Annotated in this window: 21 protein-coding genes; 12 read left to right on the top strand and 9 right to left on the bottom strand. The window is 71.6% G+C overall.

Features of this window, described 5'->3' with window-relative positions:
- Positions 1-150 precede the first annotated feature (150 nt).
- Positions 151-2862 carry a DNA polymerase I gene (gene polA / locus ACFV8T_RS12410; protein WP_385326858.1) on the top strand — a complete coding sequence of 904 codons (2712 nt, stop codon included), beginning with the start codon at positions 151-153 and terminating at the stop codon, positions 2860-2862.
- Positions 2863-2926: 64 nt separating this feature from the next.
- Here polA and ACFV8T_RS12405 read toward each other — a convergent pair whose 3' ends face one another.
- Positions 2927-3754 (bottom strand): DUF4184 family protein, encoded by an 828-nt coding sequence (locus ACFV8T_RS12405; RefSeq protein WP_385326857.1) that lies wholly within the window; start codon positions 3752-3754, stop codon positions 2927-2929.
- 187 nt (positions 3755-3941) lie between these two features.
- Between ACFV8T_RS12405 and ACFV8T_RS12400 the strand changes: the two genes are divergently transcribed.
- The 3 genes from ACFV8T_RS12400 (at position 3942) to ACFV8T_RS12390 (ending at position 6966) form a co-directional block, all read left to right on the top strand.
- Entirely contained in the window at positions 3942-5657 is a 1716-nt protein-coding gene (locus ACFV8T_RS12400; protein WP_385326855.1) for a lytic transglycosylase domain-containing protein, read from the top strand.
- 142 nt (positions 5658-5799) lie between these two features.
- Entirely contained in the window at positions 5800-5937 is a 138-nt protein-coding gene (locus ACFV8T_RS12395) for an SPW_0924 family protein (protein WP_136330601.1), read from the top strand.
- A 33-nt stretch (positions 5938-5970) separates the two neighbouring features.
- On the top strand, positions 5971-6966 hold the full coding sequence (locus tag ACFV8T_RS12390) for a DUF3068 domain-containing protein (RefSeq protein ID WP_385326854.1): 996 nt from the start codon (positions 5971-5973) through the stop codon (positions 6964-6966).
- Here the strand turns inward: ACFV8T_RS12390 and hrpB are convergent.
- Together hrpB and ACFV8T_RS12380 are read right to left on the bottom strand one after the other, a co-directional pair.
- Entirely contained in the window at positions 6953-9451 is a 2499-nt protein-coding gene (hrpB, locus tag ACFV8T_RS12385) for an ATP-dependent helicase HrpB (RefSeq protein WP_385326852.1), read from the bottom strand. The genes ACFV8T_RS12390 and hrpB overlap by 14 nt on opposite strands.
- Before the next feature lie 58 nt (positions 9452-9509).
- Complete coding sequence (locus ACFV8T_RS12380) at positions 9510-10322, bottom strand: class I SAM-dependent methyltransferase (RefSeq protein ID WP_385326851.1); 813 nt, start codon at positions 10320-10322, stop codon at positions 9510-9512.
- 400 nt (positions 10323-10722) lie between these two features.
- Between ACFV8T_RS12380 and rpsA the strand changes: the two genes are divergently transcribed.
- Positions 10723-12234 carry a 30S ribosomal protein S1 gene (gene rpsA, locus ACFV8T_RS12375; protein WP_266362176.1) on the top strand — a complete coding sequence of 504 codons (1512 nt, stop codon included), beginning with the start codon at positions 10723-10725 and terminating at the stop codon, positions 12232-12234.
- A 97-nt stretch (positions 12235-12331) separates the two neighbouring features.
- Here the strand turns inward: rpsA and ACFV8T_RS12370 are convergent, their stop codons facing one another.
- Positions 12332-13294 (bottom strand): right-handed parallel beta-helix repeat-containing protein, encoded by a 963-nt coding sequence (locus ACFV8T_RS12370; RefSeq protein WP_385326849.1) that lies wholly within the window; start codon positions 13292-13294, stop codon positions 12332-12334.
- 463 nt (positions 13295-13757) lie between these two features.
- Here ACFV8T_RS12370 and ACFV8T_RS12365 point away from each other — a divergent pair, with 463 nt between their 5' ends.
- From ACFV8T_RS12365 to ACFV8T_RS12355, 3 genes are all read left to right on the top strand, one after another.
- A complete protein-coding gene (locus ACFV8T_RS12365) occupies positions 13758-14696 on the top strand; it encodes a PAC2 family protein (RefSeq protein WP_266420793.1) in 939 nt (312 codons plus the stop codon).
- A 39-nt stretch (positions 14697-14735) separates the two neighbouring features.
- Entirely contained in the window at positions 14736-15338 is a 603-nt protein-coding gene (gene coaE / locus ACFV8T_RS12360) for a dephospho-CoA kinase (protein WP_385326848.1), read from the top strand.
- Positions 15339-15451: 113 nt separating this feature from the next.
- Positions 15452-15820, top strand: coding sequence for a tetratricopeptide repeat protein (locus tag ACFV8T_RS12355; protein WP_385326846.1), 369 nt, complete (start codon positions 15452-15454; stop codon positions 15818-15820).
- 32 nt (positions 15821-15852) lie between these two features.
- Here ACFV8T_RS12355 and ACFV8T_RS12350 read toward each other — a convergent pair whose 3' ends face one another.
- Positions 15853-16131: a DUF6343 family protein gene (locus tag ACFV8T_RS12350; protein WP_266420800.1), complete on the bottom strand. Its 279-nt coding sequence runs from the start codon at positions 16129-16131 to the stop codon at positions 15853-15855.
- A 77-nt stretch (positions 16132-16208) separates the two neighbouring features.
- Here ACFV8T_RS12350 and ACFV8T_RS12345 point away from each other — a divergent pair, with 77 nt between their 5' ends.
- Complete coding sequence (locus ACFV8T_RS12345) at positions 16209-17336, top strand: ADP-ribosylglycohydrolase family protein (protein WP_385326844.1); 1128 nt, start codon at positions 16209-16211, stop codon at positions 17334-17336.
- A gap of 66 nt (positions 17337-17402) precedes the next feature.
- Here ACFV8T_RS12345 and ACFV8T_RS12340 read toward each other — a convergent pair whose 3' ends face one another.
- Genes ACFV8T_RS12340 through ACFV8T_RS12330 form a run of 3 tightly spaced genes read right to left on the bottom strand, consistent with a single transcriptional unit; the run spans position 17403 to position 21440 of the window.
- Positions 17403-18500 (bottom strand): tyrosine-protein phosphatase, encoded by a 1098-nt coding sequence (locus ACFV8T_RS12340; protein WP_385326842.1) that lies wholly within the window; start codon positions 18498-18500, stop codon positions 17403-17405.
- 40 nt (positions 18501-18540) lie between these two features.
- On the bottom strand, positions 18541-20532 hold the full coding sequence (locus ACFV8T_RS12335; RefSeq protein ID WP_385326840.1) for a hypothetical protein: 1992 nt from the start codon (positions 20530-20532) through the stop codon (positions 18541-18543).
- 5 nt (positions 20533-20537) lie between these two features.
- Positions 20538-21440, bottom strand: coding sequence for an SGNH/GDSL hydrolase family protein (locus ACFV8T_RS12330; RefSeq protein ID WP_385326838.1), 903 nt, complete (start codon positions 21438-21440; stop codon positions 20538-20540).
- Positions 21441-21624: 184 nt separating this feature from the next.
- Here ACFV8T_RS12330 and ACFV8T_RS12325 point away from each other — a divergent pair, with 184 nt between their 5' ends.
- On the top strand, positions 21625-22839 hold the full coding sequence (locus tag ACFV8T_RS12325) for a PucR family transcriptional regulator (RefSeq protein WP_385327355.1): 1215 nt from the start codon (positions 21625-21627) through the stop codon (positions 22837-22839).
- A gap of 75 nt (positions 22840-22914) precedes the next feature.
- Positions 22915-23652, top strand: a complete 738-nt coding sequence (locus ACFV8T_RS12320) for a class I SAM-dependent methyltransferase (RefSeq protein WP_385326837.1) — start codon at positions 22915-22917, stop codon at positions 23650-23652.
- A gap of 13 nt (positions 23653-23665) precedes the next feature.
- Here the strand turns inward: ACFV8T_RS12320 and ACFV8T_RS12315 are convergent, their stop codons facing one another.
- Positions 23666-24013, bottom strand: coding sequence for a hypothetical protein (locus tag ACFV8T_RS12315; RefSeq protein WP_385326836.1), 348 nt, complete (start codon positions 24011-24013; stop codon positions 23666-23668).
- A 269-nt stretch (positions 24014-24282) separates the two neighbouring features.
- Here ACFV8T_RS12315 and ACFV8T_RS12310 point away from each other — a divergent pair, with 269 nt between their 5' ends.
- Positions 24283-25284, top strand: a complete 1002-nt coding sequence (locus ACFV8T_RS12310) for a slipin family protein (protein ID WP_385326834.1) — start codon at positions 24283-24285, stop codon at positions 25282-25284.
- Positions 25285-25480: the final 196 nt, after the last annotated feature.

Below are 25480 nucleotides of genomic sequence, written 5' to 3'. Positions count from 1 at the left end.
ACTGCGAGGCTGCGCGGTGCGCGGTGCGCATCGATGCTGTCCGTTTTCTTCTTCCGATCCTGTCACGTGGCACCGGCACGCGGCACCGGCGCGGAGGACGGCGAGCGGGGCCGGTCGGGAATGTCAGTGGTCCGTGGCAGGATCGGGGGCGTGGCTGAGACGGCATCGAAGAAGACGGCAGACAACCGACCGCGCCTGCTCCTGATGGACGGGCACTCCCTGGCGTACCGGGCGTTCTTTGCGCTGCCTGCGGAGAATTTCACGACAGGGTCGGGGCAGCCGACGAACGCGGTGTACGGCTTCGCGTCGATGCTCGCGAACACGTTGCGTGACGAGGCGCCGACGCATTTCGCGGTGGCGTTCGACGTCTCCCGCAAGACCTGGCGCTCGCAGGAGTTCCCGGAGTACAAGGCGAACCGTTCGAAGACCCCGGACGAGTTCAAGGGGCAGGTCGAGCTGATCGGCGAGCTGCTGGACGCGATGCACGCGGACCGTTTCGCGGTCGACGGCTTCGAGGCGGACGATGTCATCGCCACGCTGGCCACGCAGGCCGAGGCGGCCGGTTTCGAGGTGCTGATCGTCACCGGTGACCGGGATTCGTTCCAGCTGATCACGGACAACGTCACCGTGCTGTACCCGACCAAGGGCGTCTCGGAGCTGACGCGCTTCACCCCGGCGAAGGTCGAGGAGAAGTACGGGCTCACACCGCAGCAGTACCCGGACTTCGCGGCGCTGCGCGGTGACCCGTCGGACAACCTTCCGGGCATCCCCGGCGTCGGTGAGAAGACCGCCGCGAAGTGGATCAATCAGTTCGGTTCGTTCGACGAGCTGGTCGAGCGCGCCGAGGAGGTCAAGGGCAAGGCCGGTCAGAATTTCCGGGATCACCTGGACGCGGTGCGGCTGAACCGCAGGCTGACCGAGATGGTCCGTGACGTGGAGCTGCCGAAGACCCCGCAGGACCTGGAGCGCGCTCCGTACGACCGCACCGCGGTGACGGGTGTGCTGGATGTCCTGGAGATCCGTAACCCGAGCCTGCGCGAGCGGCTGCTGGCCGTCGATCCGGGCGCGGCCGAGGACGAGGCCCCGGCGCCCGCCGCGGGCGTCGAGCTGGACGGCGCGGTGCTGGGCGCGGGCGAGCTCGCGCCCTGGCTCGCCGAGCACGGCGGGCAGCCGCTCGGGGTGGCCACGGTCGACGCCTGGCTGGTGGGCAGCGGCACGGTCACCGAGATCGCGCTGGCCGCGGCGGACGGCGCGGCGGCCTGGTTCGACCCGGCCCTGCTCGACGCGGGCGACGAGCAGGCGTTCGCCGCCTGGATCGCCGACGCGGACCGGCCCAAGGTCATGCACAACGCGAAGAGCGCCATGCGGGTCTTCCCCGAGCACGGCTGGCAGGTCGACGGCGTCACGATGGACACCGCGCTGGCCGCCTACCTGGTCAAGCCCGGCCGTCGTTCCTTCGCGCTGGACGCGTTGGCGGTGGAGTACCTGGGCCGTGAGCTGGCCCCGGCGGCGGCGTCCGACGGCCAGCTGGCCTTCGGGGCGGACGACCAGGCCGAGGCCGAGTCCCTGATGGCGCAGGCCCGCGCGGTCCTGGATCTGGGCGATGCGTTCACCGCCCGGCTGGCAGAGGTCGGCGCGACCGATCTGCTGCACGGCATGGAGCTGCCGACGTCCGCGCTGCTGGCCCGTCTGGAGCGGCACGGCATCGCCGCCGACCGGGCCCATCTGGAAGGCATGGAGCAGCAGTTCGCCGGTGCGGTGCAGCAGGCGGTGAAGGAGGCGCACGCCGCGGTCGGCCGCGAGTTCAACCTCGGTTCGCCCAAGCAGCTCCAGGAAGTCCTCTTCGGCGAGCTGGGCCTGCCCAGGACGAAGAAGACGAAGACCGGGTACACGACGGACGCCGACGCGCTGGCCTGGCTCGCCGCGCAGACCGAGCACGAGCTGCCGGTGATCATGCTGCGCCACCGCGAGCAGGCCAAGCTGCGGGTCACGGTCGAGGGCCTGATCAAGACGATCGCGGCGGACGGCCGTATCCACACCACGTTCAACCAGACGGTGGCGGCGACGGGCCGGCTCTCCTCCACCGACCCCAACCTGCAGAACATCCCGGTCCGTACGGACGAGGGCCGGGCCATCCGCCGCGGCTTCGTCGTCGGCGAGGGCTTCGAGACGCTGATGACGGCCGACTACAGCCAGATCGAGCTGCGGGTGATGGCGCACCTCTCCGAGGACGCGGGCCTGATCGAGGCGTTCACCTCCGGCGAGGACCTGCACACCACGGTCGCCTCGCAGGTCTTCGGCGTCGACAAGTCGGCCGTCGACCCGGAGATGCGCCGCAAGATCAAGGCCATGAGCTACGGACTCGCGTACGGGCTCTCCGCGTTCGGTCTCTCCCAGCAGCTGAACATCGAGGCGGGCGAGGCGCGCGGCCTGATGGACACCTACTTCGAGCGGTTCGGCGGGGTGCGCGACTATCTGCACCGGGTGGTGGAGGAGGCCAGGGCCACGGGATACACGGAGACGGTCTTCGGCCGCCGCCGTTATCTCCCCGACCTCAACAGCGACAACCGCCAGCGCCGCGAGATGGCCGAGCGAATGGCGCTCAACGCACCGATCCAGGGCACGGCGGCGGACATCGTCAAGGTCGCCATGCTCCAGGTCGACCGGGCACTGACCGGGGCGAAGCTGAAGTCCCGGATGCTGCTCCAGGTCCATGACGAAATCGTGCTGGAGGTCGCCGAGGGCGAGCGGGCACAGGTGGAGGAGATCCTCCGCCACGAGATGTCCACGGCCGTGCAGTTGCGCGCCCCGCTGGATGTCTCGGTGGGCGTCGGTACGGACTGGGAGTCCGCGGCGCACTGACCCGCCGACGGCGCCGGACGGGCCCGGGACGCGATGTCTTCTGGCCCGTCCGGATCCCCGGGCCCTAGGCCCGTCCGGCGACCGCGGGTGCGGTCGTGCGCGGTCGGCGCAGCCGCATCCACGCCCCGTACAGCACCAGGCCCATCGCCAGCCCCGCCCCGGCGCCGAAGCAGGCGGTCGGGATGATGTCCAGCGGGGTGTCGATGTGCCCGAAGTACGCGTACCAGCGAGCGCACCGGTGGGCGACGCCGAGCAGTACGCAGACGCTCAGCAGCACCCCCGCCGACCACCGTCCCCGGCGGTCCAGCACCGGCAGGGACGGCGGGACCGGGTGCGCCCCGGTCCGCCGCAGCCCCGACGCCGTGAACCACGCGAGCACGGCCAGGGCCACCGCCGAACTGCCGTACTGCACCAGTTGGAACACCGGAAATCCGCCGACGCTCCCGTCGAGCAGCGGCACCAGGCGCACACCCCACCGGTCGTGGTGGGTGAAGGCGTCCCAGACGACATGGGTGGCGGCCCCGATCACCGCCGACAGCACGAACCCGGCGGCCTCCCGCACGCCGCGGGCGGCCCCGCGCCGTCCCCGTACGAACGCGTGCACCCGCCCCTGCCAGGCTTCCGGCAGCAGCGCCACCAGCGGTTCGCGCAGCAGCAGCCACAACGCCACCACGGCGGCGGTGATCAGCACATCGACCGTGAACACACCCCACACCGAGTGGGTGACCCGGCCGAACTCCATGGCGCCGGGAACCGCGGTGTCCGCGTAGTACGTCATGTCGGGGGCGAACGAACCCGCGACGAGGGCCGAGGCGAACAGCGGTCCACGTGCCGTTCCGTCCCGCCGCATCCCCGGGAGAACGGCGGCGGCATGACTGAGTGTGAACGGCATGGCGGCAAGTATGCGCGAGCCACCGTCGCCCGCCCGACCACTGCCGTACAACTTGCTGTCCGGAACGTGAAAAACAGGTGAGAACCGGTCAGTGCACGGTGTCTTGGCGGCACAAGTTGCCGTAGGGTCGCCTGAGTCCTGCTGCTGGGGAGCGTGGACAGTCGTCGAAGGGGAGGGGCCAGAGGTTATGGCAGCGCAATTCGGTCGTCGGCTTCGCAAGGGGGCGACCACCACTGCTGTGGCCGCCGTCGCCGTGGCGGCGCTCTCCGCCTCGGGGGCCCCGGGCACATCGCTGGTCACCGAGAGCGGCGACCAGCAGTCCACCGGGTCGACGCCTCCGCCCGACGACAGCGCGGCCACCGGCAACTCGCCGTACTACACGGACCTGCCCCCGCTGAACACCCCCGACAAGCCGGGCACGTCCACGAATCTGCCCGTCACCGGCAGTGCGGAATCCGGTATCCCGGCTTCGATCCTGGCCGCGTACAAGAAGGCCGAGCAGACCCTCGACGACACCGACGCCGCCTGTCGGCTGCCCTGGCAGCTGCTCGCCGCGATCGGCAAGGTCGAGTCCGGCCAGGCCCGCGGCGGCAGGGTCGACGCGAACGGCACCACGTTCTCGCCGATCCTCGGCCCGGTCCTCGACGGCCGGGGCTTCGCCATGATCAAGGACACCGACAACGGGGCGTACGACGGGGACTCGACCCACGACCGCGCCGTCGGCCCGATGCAGTTCATCCCGTCCACCTGGGCGACCTGGGGCCAGGACGGCAACGGCGACGGCCGCAAGGACCCCAACAACATCTACGACGCGGCGCTCGCCGCCGGACGCTACCTCTGCGCCGGCTCCCGCGATCTGTCCCTCGCCGCGGATCTCGACCGGGCGGTCCTGAGCTACAACCACTCGGACGCCTATCTGCGCACCGTCCGCTCGTGGTTCGACTACTACAACCGCGGCACCCACGAGATCCCCGACGGAACCGGCACCGTCCCGCCCGGCCTCGGCGGAGGCAGGGACCACAGCCCCGGCAGCCCGAGCCCGTCCCCCTCGCCGCCCGGGACGACCAGGCCGAAGCCGGGCACGGACCCGACCAAGCCGGGTGGCGGATCCACCGGCCCGACCCCGCCCACGACCCCGCCGACGACCCCGCCCACGACCCCGCCGGCCCAGACCCTCGCAGGCGTGGAGAACGCCGGTACCGGCACGCTGACCGCCACCGCGGGCGACGCCTTCGCCGAGCGGATCAAGGTGCGGGCCAGGAACAGCCTCGGCGGCCCGCTCGCCAAGGTGTCCGTGACCTTCACCATCGCCGGTGACACCGACGCCGCCTTCGCCGGCGGGAAGAACGCGGTCACTCTTCTCACCGGAACCGACGGCACGGTCACCGCCCCGGTGCTGAAGGCGGGCGAGAAGGCCGGGAAGTTCACGGTGCGGGCCACCGCCACCGGCCGTTCGCTGCCCCCCGTCGCCTACACCGCGACCGTCACCGCCCGTCAGGCCGACGAGATCGCGAGGACCGACGAGAAGGCACTGACCGCGGCACCCGGCACCGAGTTCGCCGACACCGTCGAGGTCAAGGCCACGTACAAGGACGCGGTCGCGGCCGGTGTCGCCGTCACCGCCACCATGATCACCGACGCCGAGAAGCCGGCCGAGAACGACAAGGGCCCCTACTTCAAGGACGCCGACGGCAAGACGGTCCGTACCCTCATGGAGCTGAAGACCGGCGCCGACGGCACCCTGAAGCTGCCCAGGATCTACGCCGACGACACCGCGGGCACCTACAAGCTGCGCCTCACCACCGAGGGCGGCGCCACGATCGTCATCGAGCTGAAGGTCGAGGCCCCCGAGGCATCCCCGGCCCCCGAGACGTCCGAGACCCCCGAGGCGCCCGTCGGCTGACCCCGCCCGTCCGCACGTCGGAGCAGCCCCTTTGCCACCACCCGGCAGAGGGGCTGTTCTACGTGTTCTCATCTCGCGCCCGCATTGCTACGGTGCCCAACCCTGACGACCCATCAGATCCATGCTCTCCGGGAGGACCGGCATGCGTGCTCTCGTCGCCGCCGCCATCGGGCTGGCCGCAGCCCTCGCGCTCGTCCTCACCATCAGCGCGATCGGCGCCCCGCCGGGAGAGACCTCGCCCAAACCCCTGCTGACCACCGTCCCGGGCCCCAAGAACTAGTTCCGGAAAGCAGAAGCCGAGGGAGGGCACCACATGCGCCGCCGAGCCAGCCTCGTACTCCTGGCATTCGCCGTCTTCTTCGCCGCCATGTCGCCACTGCTGCGCTGGTACGCCTTCCCGAGGCTGGCGAAGATCCCGCCCAGTCAGTACCAGGAGACGGTGCTGGAGGCGAAGCCCGCCACCCTCCTCGACTACAACGACAACATGAAGGTGAAGAAGGTCCCCAAGGTCACCATCGTGCAGACCCTCAAGGGCAACGTCGAGGAGTCCGAGAAGATCGAACGCAGCGCCGGCCGCGACGTCGTCGTCTGGGACGCCCTCAGCTACGTGGCCGGCCCGGACGGCAAGATGGTCTCCGAGATCCCCGAGCGCTACATCTTCGACGCCCACAGCCAGGCCCCCGTCCACGCCACCGGGGAATCCGTCGACGGCGACCCGGTCAGGCGCGAGGGCATCGAGTTCAAGTGGCCCTTCCTCACCCAGAAACGCGACTACGAGTACTTCGACGCCCAGGCCCGCACCAGCTCGCCCATCCACTACAGGGGCACCCGCACCTTCCACGGCATGGACGTCTACTACTTCGAGCAGACCATCCCGTGGACCAAGGTCCCGATGCCGAAGAAGATGCCGATCAAGGGCGTCACCCCGGAACAGATCGCGAAGACGGGCATGACCCGCTGGTACACCACCAAGCGGATGTTCTGGGTGGACCCGGTCACCGGAGCGCCGGTCAACGGCGAGGAGATCCACAAGGAAGAGCTGCGCAACGCCAGGAAGATGGGGATGCCCCAGGACACCATGACCGTGTTCGCCGGTCATGTGAAGATGCGCCCGGACTACGTCGAATCGATCGTCGACCTGGTCAAGTCCCAGCGCCTGCTGGTCCTGCTGCTCACCTCGTACCTGCCCTGGGGCTTCCTGGTCCTCGGCGTCGGACTGCTCGCGCTCGCCCTGTGGCTGGAGGCCCGCTCCCGCCGCCCGCACGGGCCACCGGCATCCACGCCGGAACCCGCCCCTACTCCCGCTTGAGCCGGGCCTTCGTGAACCGGGTCGCCTCCACCGTCGTGGGGTCCTCCGGCCACGGATGCTTCGGGTAACGCCCGCGCAGCTCCGCCCGCACGGCCCGGTAGCCGTCCCGCCAGAACGACGCCAGATCCGCGGTGACGGCCGCGGGCCGGCCGGCCGGGGAGAGGAGATGGACCAGGACCGGCACCCCGGCCACTCTCGGGGTCTCCCGCAGACCGAACAACTCCTGGAGCTTCACCGCGAGTACGGGCTGCGCCCCGCCGTACTCCACCCGGATACGGGAACCGCTCGGCACCTCGATCCGCTCCGGCGCCAGTTCGTCCAGCCGCACCGCCTCGCCCGTCGCCCACGGCAGCAGCCGCCGCAGCGCCTGCCCCGCGTCGATCCGCGCCAGATCGGAGCGCCGCCGGGCCCGTGACAGCTCGGGCTCCAGCCACTGCTCGGTACGCTCCAGCAGCGCGCCCTCCGACACCTCCGGCCAGGGCGCCCCCAGCTCGCGGTGGAGAAAGGCGAGCCGCTCCCGCAACTGCTCGCTCTCCCGCGTCCAGCGCAGCAGCCCGAGCCCTTCGCGCCGCAGACCCTCGACCAGCGCCTCGCGCACCGGCCCGGGTGCCGGCTGCTTCAGCGGGCGCACCGACAGTTCGACGGCACCCAGCCGCTCCACCCGGCGGGCCACCACGTCGCCGCCGGCCCAGTGGACCTCCTCGCCGCCGCGGAGCAGATGTCCGGCGGCCGCCCGTGCCGTGTCCTCGTCGATGACGGCAGCGAGCCGCACCCGTGCGGACGCCGCGTGCGCGGGCCGGTCGGCGACCGCGACCGCCAGCCAGGGCGCACTGCGCAGCCCCGAGCCGTCCCGCAGCTCCGCGCCCGTCCCCGACGCCATCAGGAACGCTCCCTCGCCGCGGGCCCGTGCCACCCGCTCCGGAAACGCCAGCGCGGCCACCAGACCGACGGCCGAGTCGTCCGGGCCGGAACCGCCGGCCGCCTCCTTCACCGACGAGGACAGCCGCCGGACCTCCTGCCGCCAGCGCGCCGCGTAGCCGTCCCCGCCCCGCCGCGCGGTCCGCAGAGCGGCCGCCAGATCGTCCCCGTACTCCCGCGGCGGCTCCTCGCTCAGCAGCGCCACCACCTCGGCCGCCCGCCGTCCGCCCACCTCGGCGGCGCCGTCCAGCAGCGCCCGCGCCAGCCGCGGATGCAGGCCGAGACGGGACATCCGTACGCCCCGGTCGGTCACCCGCCCGTCCGCGTCCACCGCGCCGACCGCCGTCAGCACCTCGCGCGCCGCACTCATCGCACCCGCGGGCGGCGGGTCGAGCAGCGCCAGTCCCGACGCGTCCGGATCGCCCCAGCACGCCGCCTGCAACGCGAACGCCGCCAGATCCGCGACCTTGATTTCCGGGGACGGGAACCGGGCGAGCCGCCCGTCCTCCGCCTGCGCCCAGCACCGGTACACCGCCCCGGGCGCCTCCCGACCGGCCCGGCCCGCCCGCTGCCTCCCCGCCGCCTGCGAGGCCCGCACCGTCGTCAGCGCGCTCAGCCCCCGCGCGTGATCGGTGCGTGGCTCCCTGGCCAGCCCCGAGTCGACCACGACCCGCACCCCGGGCACCGTGAGGGACGACTCCGCCACCGAGGTCGCCAGCACCACCCGCCGGCCGTCCGACGACCCGGCCAGCACCGCGTCCTGCACCGCCGCCGGAGCCCGTCCGTGCACCTGGAGCACCTCGGCGGCCACCCCGGCCAGCTGCCCCGCCACCCGGCCGATCTCGCCGACCCCGGGCAGGAAGCACAGCACGTCGCCGTCCCGCTCGGCGAGCGCCCGGCGCACCGTCGCGGCGACATGCGTCAGCAGCGCCGGATCGACGCGCATCCCGTGCGGCGGCCGCACCGGAGCGGCGGGCGGCGCCCAGACCACCTCCACCGGATGCGAGACGCCCTGCGCCTCGACCACCGGGGCATCGCCCAGCAGCCGCGCCCAGCCCTGCGCGTCCGTCGTCGCGGACGCGGCGACCAGCCGCAGATCGGGCCGGATGGCCTCGCGCACATCGAGCAGGAACGCGGCGACCGTGTCCGCGTCCAGGTGCCGCTCGTGGCACTCGTCGATGATCACCGCGTCGACCCCGGCCAGCTCCTGGTCGCGCTGGAGCCGCTGGAGCAGCACACCGGTGGTCACCACCTCCACCACCGTGTCGCGCCCCACCACCCGCTCCCCGCGGACCGTGAACCCCACCCGGCCGCCGGCCTGCTCGCCGACGAGCCACGCCATCCGCCGCGCCGCGGCCCGCGCGGCGATCCGCCGCGGCTCGGCGACCAGCACCCTGCGTACCGGACCGTCCCCGGCCAGACCGGCCAGGACCAGCGGTACGAGAGTCGTCTTGCCGGTGCCGGGCGGCGCGCACAGCACCGCGACACCGCGGTCGTCGAGCGCCCGCTCCAGGGCGGGCACGGCGGTGCGTACGGGCAACTGGTCCAGGGCGTCGGTACGGATCACGCCCCCAGTCTCGTACGACGCGCCCCCGCCGGGTCCGGGGCCCCCGTGTCCGGGACCGTCAGTCCCGTTCGCAGACGAAGATCGCCGTGCCCGGGATCAGATTCCCGCGCAGCGGGGACCAGCCGCCCCACTCCTGGTGGTTCCAGGCGGGCCACTCCGGCTCGACGAGGTCGACCAGCCGGAAGCCGCCGGCCACCACGTCCCGCACCCGGTCGCCCAGCGTCCGGTGGTGCTCGACGTACACGGCGTCGCCCCGCTCGTCCTGCTCGACATAGGGAGTGCGGTCGAAGTAGGAGGCCGCGACCGAGAGGCCCTCCGGCCCCGGCTCGTCCGGGAACGCCCAGCGGACCGGATGCGTCACCGAGAAGACCCAGCGGCCCCCGGGACGCAGCACCCGGTGGACCTCGCGGAACACCTGCACGGGGTCGGCGACGAAGGGCACCGCGCCGTAGGCGGAGCACGCCAGGTCGAAGGAGCCGTCCCGGAACGGCAGCACCCCGGCGTCCGCCTCCACCAGGGGGACCTCGTCGCCGATCCGCAGCGCGTGCTGCAACTGCCGGTGCGAGAGGTCCAGGGCCACCGGGCGGGCACCCCGCGCGGCGAGCCAGCGCGAGCACTGCGCGGCGCCCGCACCGATCTCCAGGACGTCCAGGCCCCGCAGTGACGCGGCGGGGCCCAGCAGGCCGGCGTCCGCCTCGTCGAGCCCCTCCGGCCCCCAGACGAAACGGTCGTCGCCGAGGAAGGCGCCGTGGTCGCTCTGGTACTCGTCGGCGTTCCGGTCCCACCAGCCGCGACTGGCCCGGCTGCTCTCGGTCTCGGACGCGTCGCGGCGGGTCGCTTCGGGTTCGGCCGCGTAGATCTCTTGGCTCATCGTGTCCGTCGTTGTAGTTTGCCTTCACCCCGCCGCACGCGGTACGTACCGGGGGGTACCTGTGAGTACGGCTCCCGTACCCATGGATTGTCTCCTGGGGCCGACCTGGCCTCGGGGAACACGAGTTGTGCCGGATATGAGCCGTTGCGCCCCCGGTGTGCGCCTTCGCGCATTGACCGTGCCCGGCTGCCCCCGTATGCTACAAGTTGCGCTGCGAGCCTGCGCGCCTCAGACCTAGCAGGCCGCGCTCGCATCTGTTGTATGTCCCCTCGGTTCACGAGGCGCCTCCCGGTCCAGCGGGTTCGGTGTTTCCCGAGCTGTCCGGCTTCTGCAGAGGTGATACGGGCTCCCGGCGTAGCAGTACCTACGACTCACTGTCCGTACCGGAGCCCTTTCCCACATGACGAGCAGCACCGAGACCACCGCCACCACTCCGCAGGTTGCGGTCAACGACATCGGCGACGCGGACGCGTTCCTCGCGGCGATCGACGAGACGATCAAGTACTTCAACGACGGCGATATCGTTGACGGTGTCATCGTCAAGGTTGACCGGGACGAGGTTCTCCTCGACATCGGTTACAAGACCGAAGGCGTCATCCCGAGCCGCGAGCTCTCGATCAAGCACGACGTCGACCCCAACGAGGTCGTCAAGGTCGGTGACGAGATCGAGGCCCTGGTTCTCCAGAAGGAGGACAAGGAAGGCCGCCTGATCCTCTCGAAGAAGCGCGCTCAGTACGAGCGTGCCTGGGGCACCATCGAGAAGATCAAGGAAGAGGACGGGATCGTCACCGGTACCGTCATCGAGGTCGTCAAGGGTGGTCTCATCCTCGACATCGGCCTCCGTGGCTTCCTGCCGGCGTCGCTCGTCGAGATGCGTCGTGTCCGCGACCTCCAGCCCTACGTGGGCAAGGAGCTCGAGGCGAAGATCATCGAGCTGGACAAGAACCGCAACAACGTGGTCCTGTCCCGCCGTGCCTGGCTGGAGCAGACCCAGAGCGAGGTCCGCCAGACGTTCCTCACGACCCTGCAGAAGGGCCAGGTCCGCTCCGGCGTCGTTTCCTCGATCGTCAACTTCGGTGCGTTCGTGGACCTCGGCGGCGTCGATGGTCTCGTGCACGTCTCCGAGCTCTCCTGGAAGCACATCGACCACCCCTCCGAGGTTGTCGAGGTCGGCCAGGAAGTCACCGTCGAGGTTCTCGACGTCGACATGGACCGCGAGCGCGTCTCCCTGTCGCTCAAGGCGACGCAGGAAGACCCGTGGCAGCAGTTCGCCCGTACGCACCAGATCGGGCAGGTCGTTCCCGGTAAGGTCACCAAGCTCGTTCCGTTCGGTGCGTTCGTGCGCGTCGACGAGGGCATCGAGGGTCTGGTCCACATCTCCGAGCTGGCCGAGCGCCACGTGGAGATCCCGGAGCAGGTCGTCCAGGTCAACGACGAGATCTTCGTCAAGGTCATCGACATCGACCTCGAGCGCCGTCGCATCAGCCTCTCGCTGAAGCAGGCCAACGAGTCCTTCGGTGCCGACCCGGCCTCGGTCGAGTTCGACCCGACCCTGTACGGCATGGCCGCGTCCTACGACGACCAGGGCAACTACATCTACCCCGAGGGCTTCGACCCCGAGACCAACGACTGGCTCGAGGGCTACGAGACCCAGCGCGAGGCGTGGGAGACGCAGTACGCCGAGGCGCAGCAGCGCTTCGAGCAGCACCAGGCCCAGGTCATCAAGTCCCGCGAGGCCGACGAGGCCGCTGCTGCCGAGGGCGCTGCCGCCCCGGCCGGTGGCGCCCCGGCTGCCTCCGGCGGCAGCGGTGGCGGCTCGTACTCCTCGGAGTCCGCGGACAACTCCGGCGCCCTGGCGTCGGACGAGGCCCTGGCTGCCCTGCGCGAGAAGCTGGCGGGCGGCCAGAGCTGACGCTCTGCACCCCCTCCGGTCGATGATCGACCGCAGTAGCTGAAAAGTGAGGCCCGCTCCCTCCGGGGAGCGGGCCTCACTCGTTTTCGCGGCGCGGCTACGGCGTGACGGTGATGTTGGTCAGGCCCTTCCCGCCGGTCACCGTGTTGCTGCTGTGGACGGCGGCCGGGCAGCTCGCGCCGTAGTTGGTGACGTTGATCGCGATCTGCTTGTCGCCCTTGGAACCGGTCAGGTCCGAGGTGTTGCCGCGGAAGACGGTGCCGCAGCCCCAGCCGCTCTGCTGGGTGTGGGTCTCATAGCCGTTGTTGGTCGTACGGGAGCCCTTGTTGCCCTCGACCAGGACGTCATTGCCCTTCACGTCGACCCAGGAGTCGTCGTAGTTGGCGCCGGTCAGCCCGCTGCCGTCGAAGGTGTTGCCGACGATCTTCGCCCCGGTGGTGCCCTCCTTGATGTCGACGTTCTCGCCGCCGACCCCCGGACCGATCGTGTTGTCAAGGATCTGGACCCGGTCGCTCCGGTCGGAGAGATCGCCGGCCGTGCCGACATAGACGCCCTCGCCCATGCCGCGGCCGTCGTGCCCGGTGTCGTAGATCCGTGAGTTCTTGATGACGCCGTCCTTGCTGGACTTGCGGAAGTGGACGCCCTCCATGTCCAGATCGTGCACGGTCACCGAATCGATGACGACGCCGGTGGCGGTGTCGGCCATGATGCCCTTCTGGCCGCCGGTGACGGTGATGCCCTTGACGGTCCAGTAGGAGGCGCCGTCGAGGTGCAGTCCGTAACCCCCGCCCGCCGTGAGGATCGCCTTGGCGGAGCCCGTGAGCGTGATCCGGGCCGAAGCGGTGCCGGGGACGGTCGCCTTGAAGTTGCCGGTGTAGGTGCCGTCGGCGAGCCGGATCGTGTCGCCGGGGGCCGCGGCGGTGAGGGCGGACTTGAGCTGGGCGGCGGTGCCCACGTCGATGACCGTCGCCGCACCCGCCGTGGTGGCGGAGGCGAGGGCGAGGCCGCCGGTGGCGAGCGCGGTGGCCAGCAGGGCCGGGAGCAGCGTGCGGGTGCGCATGGGGGTGCCTTCCCGTCGAAGGAGTTCGAGGTTCTCGTACATGAATGTGGGGCGAGTCTCTGAACTTGCTGCCCAGTGACGGTAGGGACGCGGTGCGGCCGTGTCAATGTCTGGACCATTGCCCGTGGGGCAGGGGTGACGGGCCGGGTGAACGGGGGAACATCTGTGGGGTGCGCGGGAAACTGACGGCCCGTGACGCGCCCCGGCGACGATCCCGAGGACCTCGGGCCCGTCGTGAACTCGGCTTCCCCGCCGAGGTGTTCACCGACATGAACGTCAACGCCCTTGCTCTCGGCCCGGATGCCGGTGCCTTCGAGGGGAGGGCGGGCGCCCGCCGCTGTGGTCGCACCCCCGGGTTCTCGCGTGGCTTCCGGCATGAACCGGTGGCTGAAAGGGCACAGTCCGGGAATGCATGTCCCCTGCCGGACGTTCTTCTCGACGAACACGAGGAGGAGCGGTAACCGTGCCTGATCCGCAGAGTTTGTACGAATGGGAGCCGAAGGGCCTGGCCGTCGTCGACATGGCGCTCGCCCAGGAGTCGGCCGGCCTGGTCATGCTCTACCACTTCGACGGATACATCGACGCGGGCGAGACCGGCGAGCAGATCGTGGACGGCCTGCTCGAAACGCTGCCGCACCAGGTCGTGGCCAGCTTCGACCACGACCGTCTCGTCGACTACCGCGCCCGGCGTCCGCTGCTGACCTTCCGGCGCGACCGGTGGGCCGCCTACGAGACCCCGACGCTCGACGTCAGGGTCGTGCAGGACGCCACCGGAGCGCCCTTTCTGCTGCTGTCCGGGCCCGAGCCCGATGTGGAGTGGGAGCGCTTCGCCGCCGCCGTCGAGCAGATCGTCGAGCGCCTCGGCGTCCGCCTCGCCGTGAATTTCCACGGGATCCCGATGGGTGTCCCGCACACCCGCCCCGTCGGCATCACCCCGCACGGCAACCGCACGGACCTCATGCCCGGCCACCGCAGCCCCTTCGATGAGGCGCAGGTGCCCGGCTCCGCGGAGGCCCTGGTGGAGTACCGGCTGATGGAGGCGGGACACGACGTCCTCGGTGTCGCCGCCCATGTGCCGCACTACGTCGCCCGCTCCGCCTACCCGGACGCGGCGCTCACCGCACTGGAGTCGATCACGGCCGCGACCGGCCTGGTCCTGCCGACCGTCGCCCACGCGCTGCGCACGGAGGCGCACCGCACCCAGACCGAGATCGACCGGCAGATCGGCCAGGGCGACGAGGAGCTCGTCTCGCTCGTCGAGGGCCTTGAGCACCAGTACGACGCGGTCGCCGGATCCGAGACCCGGGGCAACCTGGTCGCCGAGCCGGTGGACCTGCCGTCCGCCGACGAGATCGGCCTCGAATTCGAGCGGTTCCTCGCGGAGCGCGAGGGGGACGCCTGACCGGCTCCCGCCGCTCACCCGCGTACTAGGCTGCCAGGCATGCTGAAAGTGGGCCTGACCGGTGGGATCGGCGCCGGCAAGAGTGAAGTGTCACGGCTGTTCGTCGGATACGGAGCCGTGCTGATCGACGCGGACCGGATCGCCCGCGAGGTCGTCGAGCCGGGGACACCCGGGCTCGCGGCCGTCGTCGACGAGTTCGGCGCCGACGTCCTCACCGCGGACGGCACCCTGGACCGGCCGAAGCTCGGCTCGATCGTCTTCTCCGACACCGACCGGCTCGCCGCACTCAACGCGATCGTCCACCCGCTGGTCGGCGCCCGTTCCGCCGAGCTGGAGCGGGCCGCGGGGCCGGACTCGGTCGTCGTCCACGACGTCCCCCTCCTCACCGAGAACGGCCTGGCGCCGTTCTACGACCTGGTCGTCGTCGTGGACGCGAGCCCCGAGACCCGGCTCGACCGGCTGGTACGGCTGCGCGGCATGACCGAGTCCGAGGCCCGCGCCCGGATGGCCGCCCAGGCCACCCGGGAGCAGCGGCGGGCCGTGGCCGACCTGATCATCGACAACGACGGACCGCTGGAGGACCTGGAACCGCAGGTCCGCAAGGCCTGGTCGGAGCTGACCGAGCGGGCCGCGGCCGGCTGAACCCGGCACCGTGGGAGGGTCCGGGCGCCGCGCTCCGGGACACCGGTCCCGGTGCGGAATACCGGACCCCGGCCGGACGTTGGGGACCCGGTGAAGAAGGGAAGGATGAGACCGTGCCCGAGAGGACCCCGGAGACCGACGTCATCGACTTCCGCGCTGCCGAACACCTGCTGGCGGCGCGCGACCCCCGTGGCGCGGTGAAACTGCTGGATGCGGTGATCGCGGCCCATCCGGAGAACACCGCGGCCCGGCTGCTGCGTGCCCGCGCCTTCTTCGCCGCCGCCCAGCTGCGCCCCGCCGAGCTCGAATTCGAACTCGTCCTGGAACGCGAACCGGACAACGCCTTCGCACACTTCGCCCTGGCCCGCACCTTCGAGCGCTCCGGCCGTACGGACCGGGCCGCCCGCCACTTCCGGCTGGCCGCCGCGCTCGACCCGAACCCGGAGTATCTGAGGGCGGCCCGCTTCCCGGCCCAGGACTGACGTCCGGCGCCGGGCGGGCACCCCGGCCCGGTTCAGTGCCCGTACCTGCCGCGCCCGCCGTGGTCGGGTTCGTACGGCGGGACATCCCGGCCGGGCTGGTAGTGCGGTCCCTGGTGGATGTGGTGGACGATCACTGTCAGGTCCACGAGGACCAGCACGAGCAGCAGGCCGCAGGCGGCGGCCCAGCCCGGCCGGTCGGTCATCGTGAAGGCGGCCAGGCCGAAGACGGCCCAGGCCAGCCCCCATAGACTCAGCCAGAGCCGCAGCCGCAGTGGACTGCGGGCAGTCGTCGGTTCATTGCCGGTACGCATGGCGATCGCCTCTCCTACCAGGATGGACCCGCGACGGCGTTTTGGGACATGTCGACGTCGGATTGAGGGGATCGTGCGTGAACGGCACATCGTGGGAGGACCGCACAGGCCGCAGGGCGAGGGTCCGGGGCTGTCTGCTGGGCGGGGCGATCGGGGACGCGCTGGGGAATCCGGTGGAGTTCCTGTCCCTGGCCGGTATCCGCCGCGCGCACGGTGAGTACGGGGTACAGGGACTTCTCCCGGACGAGGAGGGGGTCGTCGGACGGGTCACGGACGATACGCAGATGACCCTGTTCACGGCCGAAGGGCTGATCAGGGCCCATTCCCGCGCGATAGCGAAGGGCGGCACCGAGGACGGCGGCGCCGAGGCCCGGATCGTGCGGAACGCCTATCTGCGCTGGCTGGACACCCAGAACCACCCCGCACCGCCGACCCGCGGCGGCGACAACCCGGTGCGTACCGGTTGGCTCAGGCAGCAGCCCTGGCTCTACGCGCGCCGGGCCCCCGGCAACGCCTGCCTGACCGGGCTCGCGACCGGCCACGTTCCCGAGCCGACGGGCCGGCTCGGTGAGCCCGGACCCGTCAACACCGGGTCCAAGGGGTGCGGCACGGTGATGCGGTCCGCTCCCTTCGGACTGGTCGGGGCGGACGCCGAGGCGGGCTTCCGGCTCGCCTACTGGTGCGCGCAGATCACCCACGGCCACCCGACCGGTGCGTACGCGGCAGGCGCCCTCGCCGCGATCGTCGCGCACCTCCTGGAGGGCGACTCGACGGCGGGCGCCGTGCTGAGGGCCATGGAGCTGCTGCGCCGCCACCCGGGGCACGAGGAGACGACCGCGGCGCTGCGAGCCGCCGTCGACCTGGCCGCCGAGGGGGCGCCGACCGGCGAGAAGGTGGAGACGCTGGGGGCGGGCTGGGTCGCCGAGGAGGCCCTTGCCATCGCCGTGTACTGCGCCCTCGTGCTGCCCGGCGCCGATCAGGTGGCCCGGTCGCTGCTGCTCTCGGTCAACCACTCGGGCGACAGCGACTCCACCGGCGCGATCTGTGGCAACCTGCTCGGTGCACGCCACGGGGACGTGCACCTTCCGCCGTCCTGGCTGGTGTCGATCGAGGGCCGGGCCGTGATCACCGAGGTGGCCGACGATCTGTGCGTGGAGTTCGAGCACGCGGTCGACTGGCCGGCCGACCGCTACCCGGCGTACTGACGGCGGGCCGTCCGCCGGTGAGCGACGGGCTCACCATCGGTCAGTACGCCGGACGTTGACGGCACGTCAGTCCGTCAGCAGCTTGTTGCGCAGTGCGGCCACCGTCGCGTCGTCGAGCTTGAGGCCCTCGCGTACGTAGGTGTCGAAGTCGCCGTACAGGTGGTCCACCTCGTCGAACGCCGCGCGCAGCCAGCTCAGTTCGACGGCCTTCGGGTTGCCCAGGTAGTCGTTGCTGGCGAGGAAGTCCGCCTCGACGGTCTCGCGCGGGACGCCGAGCAGGGTGAGCAGGACGGCCGTGCTCCAGCCGGTGCGGTCCTTGCCGGAGCTGCAGTGGAAGACCGTCGCGCCGGAGTCGTTCGTCGCGACGGCCGTGAGCAGGTCGCGGAAGGCGTAGTCGGCACCCACGAAGTTGACCATGAACGGGTAGCCGATGGACTGGCCGAGGTCGGACGAGCCGGAGAACAGCCCGGCCGCGATGGCCTCGGCCAGTGTCATCAGGGCCGAGTCGTGGAAGCGGACGCCGTGGCTGAGCGACACCACGTCGGCGACCTGGTACTTCACACCGGCGGGCACCCGGTCCGGGTCGTCGTGCCGCTCCACCGCGTTGCGCAGGTCCACGTCGAGGGTGAGGCGCTGGGAGAGCAGGCGCTGCTGCTCGGCGTCGGTGAGGCTGTTGATCTTGTTGGAGCGGTAGACCAGACCCGGGCGCACCCAGCGCCCGTCGGTGGTGCGGTAGCCGCCGATGTCCCGGAAGTTGCGGGCGGACTCGATCCTGAGCGAGCGTTCGGCGACGACGAGCGGGGAGCCGCTGTCCGGCACCAGCCGGAAGTACCAGCGTCCCGTGTCGGCGAGGGTTCCGGCGGGGACGGTCAGCGAACCGGTGCCGGGGGCGGTGCCCACCGGGGTGCCGGTGGTGGCGTCGGGGGAGGTGACGGCGGTGACGGTCACCGAACCGGCGGCGGAGGACCAGGAGAGCGCGTAACCGCCGTCGGCGGCGCGCCGGGCGATGGCCGCGGTGAACGGTACGGCGGCGGCCCGCGCGGTGGTCCCGGCGCTCGCCGCGGGTGCGCCGGCGGGGGTGGCGGCGAGGGCGGGCGGGACCAGGACCGTACCGGCGAGCAGGATGGCCGCGACGGCTGCCTGGGTGATGCGGTGCGTGCGCATGGTGCTCCTTGTCTGCATCCCTGTCGGGGAGTGGGGGGTGTCAGGAGGTGGGGGCGGCGGTGCACGGCATGGTGCCGCAGACATTGATGACACGGCCGGTGGTCAGGAAGGTGGCCTTCTGCTGACGGGCGGCCGACGAATTGCGGGGGTCCGAGTGCGGGTCGTGGCCGTACTGCGGCCCGGCGGGCGGGGTGTTGGTCAGCGGCGGGGTGGGCGTGCCGCTGTCCCACACCGTCATCGCGGAGCCCCGGTACGGCAGTCGGTCGGGTGCGAGGGTCCCGATACCCCAGTACGGGACGGTGTCCGGGCTGCGGCCCGGGGCGAGCGCGGGGGTGATCAGCCGGGCGCCGATGGTGCGTGCCTCCACGTCGGCCGCCGCGTTGGCGACCTGGTGGTCCCCGTACGCGATGTGCATCAGTACCTGATGGCGGTCGGTGAGGTGGTTCGCGTACGCGTCGGTCTCGCCGCGGTCCCACACCATCTGGAACAGCTGGAGGACGATCTGCTGGCGCAGCTTGTCCGGGTAGGAGACGTCCAGGACCTGCTGGAACGGAGCGAAGTCGACGCTGCGGTCGAGGAGCAGGCCGTAGTTCATGCCGGTGACGCCGAGGACCCCGCGCCGGATGTCGGGGGAGGCGGCGACCAGGGCGCCGCCGAGGATTCCGCCCTGGCTGTTCCCGTCGTACCCGATGCCGTGCCGGATGTCGACGAGCGGGCGGCCGTTCGCGTCGCGGAAGGCCGCGTCGGTGGTCAGCCCGTCGGTGTGGATCAGGGCGCGGGCGAGGAAGAGGGCGTTCAGCATGCCCTGTTCGCTGCGTTCGGGAACGGCGGGGAAGAGGTTCGGGTCGGCGAGCGCCCCGAGCACCACGGGGATGTCCTCCTCTGCCATCCCGATCCAGTCCGTCGCGCAGAACGTGAAGTCGTGCTCGGCCGCCATCGCCTTGACGTTGCCCGCGCCGACCTCGGAGCGGCGGCCTAGGAGGCCGTGCCCGTAGAGGGCGGGGTGCGAGGGGGCGCGGAAGGCAGCGTGCGGTATCTCGCAGCGGAACGTGGCGATCCGGGTGCTTCCCGGGAGCCGCCGGGGCAGGCCGTCGGGGCCGCGGTGCAGTACGGAGCCGGGCGGGCCGCCGGGCAGGTCCAGATAGCCGGGCACGCTGATCTCGCCGGTGACTTCACGCGCGATCCGGGGGTCCTGATCGGCCGTGAAGTCGGTGACACCGGTGACGGCGAACGCGGGCGAACGGCCGCCGAGGCGGCGGAACGCGTCGTCGCGGACGGTGAAGAGGTCGCCGGTGAGACTGCGGGTGCTCGCGACGGTGAAGTCCCAGGCGAGGTACAGCCCTTCGGTCCGTACTCCGGCCCTGTGCAACGCCTTCAGGGCCGGGCGCAGCCGTTGCTGGCGGGTGCGCAGCGGATGCCCGGCGGGCAGCGGCTTCCCGGCGACGGCGGCGAACGGTGCGGCGGCCGGGATCGGGCGCCCCGACCCGTCCTTGAGGTGTCTCAGCGCGACGGCGTAGTGATGGCCGTCGCGGAAGTTGCGCGCGGGATGGATCAGCAGGGCCCGGCGCGCGGGGTCGGTGGCGTTGGCGTCCGCTTCGGCCCAGTACGGCCACCGCTCCCCGGTCCGGGTGTCCAGCAGTACGACGGGGGCGTCCGGGGCGAGGGAGCGGCCGATGTCGGTGAGCGGGGCGGTGCCGGTCGCCGCCGGGTCGAGGCCGGGGACGTGCGCGATCAGCGTCGAGCCGGGGGAGAAGCCGTCGGACCGGTTCCAGGCCGTCGGGTCGACGGGCCGGCCGGCCGTGGCGCGCGGCAGCGTGGTGGCGCCGAAGGACACCCGGCGGCCGGTGTCGGTGGCCGGGTCGGGCCGGGTGTACCAGTCGTTCGGGAACGGCAGCAGGCACTCGACGGGTGCCAGCGGGTCGCAGCCGGTCCCGGACTGCCCGGCGGCCCGTGCCGCGGGGGCGTCCGGGACGAGCACGGCGGCGGCGCAGAGCGCCGCCGCCAGCAGCCCGCGCAGCAGGCGGTGGCGCAACGGGGTCAGCTCCCCTGGAGGTGCGCGCCGATGATGGCGGCGTAGTTCGCCTCGCCGTTCCGGTTGGGGTGCAGCGGGGCGGCGGCCGCGGTCGGCACGTAGCCCTCGACCCACTTGTCCGACGGGGCCTGGCAGGAGTCGTGCCCCTTGCTGGGCGTGGCGAGATCGATGTACTCGGCGCCGTGCGCCGCGCTCTGCTCGGCGATCACCGCGTTCATCCGGTCGACGCTGCCCTGGAGGAAGTCGGCGTCCACCGGGAGGACCGGCTGCAGCGGCCAGCAGCCGCCGGGCTTGATGTAGAGGCCGTAACCCGTGACGATCACCCGGGCGTGCGGCGAGCGCTGGTGGATCGAATCCAGCACGACCCCCAGCTTCGGCGCGAACTCCGCGATGCGCCGACCCACCTGGTCCACGCCGCCCTCGTTGTACTTCTCCTTGCACGGGGTGGCGTTCGGGTCGAGGGTGGTGCACTTCTGCGCGATGCCGACCAGACCGGCGTCGTTGCCGCCGATGGTCAGCGTCACCAGGTCGGTGTCCGGGCGCAGCGCGTCGAACTGGGGCGGGGCCGAACCCATCGGGATGTCGAGCAGGGACAGCGACTGCTTCTCGGTCATGTGCTTGGACGCGGCACCGCTGCAGGTGACGTCGCGCAGCGACGCGCCGAGGCGCTCGGCGAGCTCGTGCGGGTAGTTGTGCGTCGAGCGACCGCAGGCCACCGGCCCCGTGATGTCCGGAATGAGCGGCCCGGAGGCCATCGAGTCGCCGAGCGCGACATAGGACGTGGTGCCGTCCTCGGCGGCGGCGGATGCCGGAACCGCGCCGGTTCCCACGGCCAGACCGGCCAGGGCGAGCGCGCCCACAGCAGTCCTGACGGATCGACAGAAGTCTTTGTTCTGCGGCAAGTTCACGAAATCCTCCGACGGTGGGGGCGTACGTGGATGGCGTGTGACGCCGGTCATCATGCAGACTCAAGTGCCGTCGTTTAACTGGTGGGTAACGCAGACTTCTGCGGGGGAACTTGTGACGCGTGACAATCGGCCGCTCGTCATCACGGGGGAGCACGGTGTCCCGGGACGGCCGCAGGACCGGCCGCTGTCCATCGCCGGGCGCCCGGTGGCCGCCCATCTGCGCGCCCGCGTCCCGGCCCTGACCGGCCGTGTCGTCGCCCGGCTCCTGGCCGATCTGCCGGTCTACGCCGAACTGCCGCACGAGGAGATCTCCGGCGACATCGCCGACATCGTCCAGCACAATCTGCGGCTCTTCGCCGATGTCGTCGAGCACCGCCGCCCCGCCACCGACGCCGAACTCGACCAGCAGCGCGACTCCGCCGCCCAGCGCGCCGAGGAGGGCGTGCCGCTGGACGCGATCCTCACCGCCTACCAGGTCGGCACGGCCATGTGCTGGCAGGAGACCGCGAAGGGGGCGCTGCCCGGCGATCTCCCCACCGTCCTGGAGATCGTGGAGCGCATCATGGTCCTGCAACAGCAGCTGACCTCCGCCGTCAGCAGCGCGTACCTGGAGGCCCGGCAGATTCTCGACAGCCAGGAACACGGCGGCCGGCACGCCCTGATGGCCGCCCTGCTGACCGGTGAACCCCTGGACCGCTTCACCCACCGCACCGGACTGCGCCCGGCCGCCCGGTACCTCACGATGACGCTCGCGCTGGCCCCGCACCCCGACGAGCTGGGCCAGTCACCGGGGCCGGGCGCCGGTGTGGCGGCCCGGCGCAAGATCCGGCGCGTCCGCACGGCCCTCGACCACTTCGCCGGTACGCCGGTGCTCACCGCCCTCGACGCCTCCGGCGGCACGGTGCTGCTGCCCGCCGCCGAGCCCCCGCCGCCGTGGCGCGGACCGGGGGGTCTGTGCGCACTGATCGAGGAGGCGGCCCGCGCGGCCGGTGTGCCCATCACCGCCGCCGCGGAGACCGCCGAACCGGAGGCGGTGCCGGCGGCCGTGGCCCGTAACGCCGAGATCGTCGATCTGGTCGTCCGCACGGGCCGGCCTCCCGGCCTGTACCGGCTGGCCGATGTCCTGCTGGAGTATCAGCTCAGCCGGCCCAGCGAGGCCCTGCACGGGCTCGCGCAACTGCTGGGGCCGCTGGAGGTGAAGCCGGAGCTGCTGCGCACCCTGGAGACCTATCTCGAACTGGGCCTGGACCGGCGGGCCACCGCCGCCGCCCTGCACATCCACCCCAACACCGTCGACTACCGCATACGCCGCATCGACCGGCTGACCGGCCTCTCCCCGGCCCGTCCGGCCGACCTCCAGCACATCAGCGCGGCGCTGGTCGCCCGTCGTTCGGTGTGAACGGGAAGCGGAGTCCGGTGCCGGTCCGGGCTTCGCGGCCGGAACCACCGTCAACGGCTCTTCGTTCGTCCGTACATGAGCGGACAACTGGTGCGTGAGGGTTATTCAGGAACGGGCCCCGGCGCGATCACGCCGGACGGCTGCGCGGTCGAGCTGTACCGACGGCTGCCCGTCGGCGACGAACCTGAGGTGATCGCGGCCGCGGTGCCCGCCGGGGCGAGCATTCTGGAGCTGGGCTGCGGCGCGGGCCGGGTGACCCATCCGCTGATCGAGCGCGGCTTCGAGGTCACCGCCGTGGACGAGTCGGCGCAGATGCTGGAGCACATCCGGGGCGCCCGCACCGTGCAGAGCCCCATCGAGTCGCTGGACCTCGGCGAGGAGAGGTTCGACGTGGTGATGCTGGCGTCGTTCCTGGTGCACGCGAGCGAGGACCGGGTGCGTGACGGGTTGCTGCGGGCCTGCCGGAAGCACGTCAAGGACGGCGGCGTCGTACTCATCCAGCGCGAGGGCGCCGACTACCACACGAACCTGCCGCGGGAGAGGTCGTGTCCGAGCGGACACACCGTGCGGATCGTCTCGGCGGAGCCCGTGGGGAACGGGGTGGACTCGATACATGTCGAGTACGTCTTCGACGACGCGCGATGGACCCAGGCGTTCCTGTCGCGGGAGCTGTCGAAGGAACAGTTCGAGGGGCATCTGGAGGCGGCGGGCCTGACCGTCGACCGGTATCTCACGGACGACGGGATCTGGGTGCGCGCCGTGCCCGCGCAGCCCCGGAACGAAGCGCCGTCGCGGGCCGGTGGGCCGTGCTGATCGCGGCGGCCGGTCAGTGGACCGTGGTGTAGCTGCGCCACGGCAGGGCGGAGGTCCCGTTGACATCGCTGAACGACCTCGCGAGGTAGGTCGTGCCCGGACCGGTGCAGTCGCGCGTGCGGTACAGGATGATGTCGACCAGGGTGCCGTTGTTCACCGCCTTGGCGCCCGCCGGGGCGAGCCGGTGGCAGCCCTTCACGGACGGGCTGTTGACCATGATCACGGCGTCCCGCTCCGTCGTGTAGGTGATCGGCCCGACCGCGGTCCGGCCGAGACCGGAACAGCCTGCGACGGTGAGGGTCAGGAGCGCGGTCCCGGCTGCGATGCCGAGACGGCGGCGTCGATGGGCGATCACGGGCATGGGCGGTTCCTCGTCTGTCTCGTCCGGCTCCTCGCACCGGCACCGGTGCTGCGTATGCCACGGAGTACGTGCGGCGTACGTGCTGACGCTGGTCACCCTGCCCCCTCCCGGGCGCCCCGGCATCCGGTGCGCCGCCGGGCGGGGGACAGTCATGACGGCACGGGGCCGATCCGTGTTCATATCGATCGATACTGGGCATACCGTGGTAATAGCGTCTGATTCATTCGATTCAGGCGGCATTGGGTATTTCCGGCTTTCAGGGGGCCGTCATGGTCCAGGAGCTCGTGATCGCGATAGTGGCGGCGGCCTCGGCGGGCGCGCTGTACACGGCGGCGGCGGCCAAGGTCGTCAAGCAGTACGAGCGGGGCGTCGTGCTGAGGCTCGGCAGGCTCCGCGACGACGTACGGGGGCCCGGCTTCACCATGGTGCTCCCCGGCGTCGAGCGGCTGCGCAAGGTCAACATGCAGATCGTGACGATGCCGGTGCCGGCGCAGGACGGGATCACCCGGGACAACGTCACGGTGCGGGTGGACGCGGTCATCTACTTCAAGGTCGTCGACGCGGCGAGCGCCGTGATCCAGGTCGAGGACTACCGGTTCGCGGTGTCGCAGATGGCCCAGACCTCACTGCGGTCGATCATCGGCAAGAGCGATCTGGACGATCTGCTGTCCAATCGCGAGAAGCTGAACCAGGGCCTTGAGCTGATGATCGACAGTCCCGCGGTCGGATGGGGTGTGCAGATCGACCGGGTGGAGATCAAGGACGTGTCGCTGCCGGAGACGATGAAGCGCTCCATGGCCCGCCAGGCCGAGGCCGACCGTGAGCGGCGTGCCCGGGTCATCAACGCGGACGCCGAGCTGCAGGCATCGAAGAAGCTCGCCGAGGCGGCGAAGGAGATGTCCGCCCAGCCGGCCGCGCTCCAGCTGCGCCTGTTGCAGACGGTGGTGGCGGTCGCGGCGGAGAAGAACTCCACGCTGGTGCTGCCGTTCCCGGTGGAGCTGCTCCGCTTCCTGGAGCGGGCGCAGCAGCCCGTGCAGCAGCAGATGACGCCGCCACCGCAGGCGGTCCAGCCGCAGCAGCCGACGCAGCCGCCGCGCCATGCCCAGGCACCTCGCCCCGCACAGCCGCAGCGTCCCGCACAGGCCCAGCGCCCCGCGTCGGCCCAGCCGCGGCCGCAACGGCCGCCGACCGTGGCACCCCCGCCCATGCCCGCGCCCCCGACCGCCGTTCCCGCACGGCCCTCCCCTTCGAAGCCGCTGGCCAAGCACTGAGGCGCACCGCCCGTTCATCGTTTCCCACCTCGGTCCGGCAGGCACGGACCGAGGTGTTCCATATCGTGCCTGACCTGCTGAAATACGGCCGGACGACCGGCTGATGCTCCTATTGGCAGTCAAGCGGTGTGGGGTGCCTGGTCGCCGGTCATGTGTAGGGGGCTCGCGGTTTCGGGCGTCGGCGGTCCGCAATACT

The organism is Streptomyces sp. NPDC059832, from assembly GCF_042731715.1.
GTDB lineage: Bacteria > Actinomycetota > Actinomycetes > Streptomycetales > Streptomycetaceae > Streptomyces.
The sequence above is the reverse complement of the archived record's forward strand: the minus strand, read 5'-3'. Positions and strand labels throughout refer to the sequence as shown.

Bases quoted from the DNA above. Each gene is read 5' to 3' on its own strand.
- ACFV8T_RS12405 (WP_385326857.1), bottom strand. From the start codon at position 3,754: ATGCCGTTCACACTCAGTCATGCCGCCGCCGTTCTCCCGGGGATGCGG.
- ACFV8T_RS12400 (WP_385326855.1), top strand. From the start codon at position 3,942: ATGGCAGCGCAATTCGGTCGTCGGCTTCGCAAGGGGGCGACCACCACT.
- ACFV8T_RS12395 (WP_136330601.1), top strand. From the start codon at position 5,800: ATGCGTGCTCTCGTCGCCGCCGCCATCGGGCTGGCCGCAGCCCTCGCG.
- ACFV8T_RS12390 (WP_385326854.1), top strand. From the start codon at position 5,971: ATGCGCCGCCGAGCCAGCCTCGTACTCCTGGCATTCGCCGTCTTCTTC.
- ACFV8T_RS12380 (WP_385326851.1), bottom strand. From the start codon at position 10,322: ATGAGCCAAGAGATCTACGCGGCCGAACCCGAAGCGACCCGCCGCGAC.
- rpsA (WP_266362176.1), top strand. From the start codon at position 10,723: ATGACGAGCAGCACCGAGACCACCGCCACCACTCCGCAGGTTGCGGTC.
- ACFV8T_RS12370 (WP_385326849.1), bottom strand. From the start codon at position 13,294: ATGCGCACCCGCACGCTGCTCCCGGCCCTGCTGGCCACCGCGCTCGCC.
- coaE (WP_385326848.1), top strand. From the start codon at position 14,736: ATGCTGAAAGTGGGCCTGACCGGTGGGATCGGCGCCGGCAAGAGTGAA.
- ACFV8T_RS12350 (WP_266420800.1), bottom strand. From the start codon at position 16,131: ATGCGTACCGGCAATGAACCGACGACTGCCCGCAGTCCACTGCGGCTG.
- ACFV8T_RS12340 (WP_385326842.1), bottom strand. From the start codon at position 18,500: ATGCGCACGCACCGCATCACCCAGGCAGCCGTCGCGGCCATCCTGCTC.
- ACFV8T_RS12320 (WP_385326837.1), top strand. From the start codon at position 22,915: ATGAGCGGACAACTGGTGCGTGAGGGTTATTCAGGAACGGGCCCCGGC.
- ACFV8T_RS12315 (WP_385326836.1), bottom strand. From the start codon at position 24,013: ATGCCCGTGATCGCCCATCGACGCCGCCGTCTCGGCATCGCAGCCGGG.
- ACFV8T_RS12310 (WP_385326834.1), top strand. From the start codon at position 24,283: ATGGTCCAGGAGCTCGTGATCGCGATAGTGGCGGCGGCCTCGGCGGGC.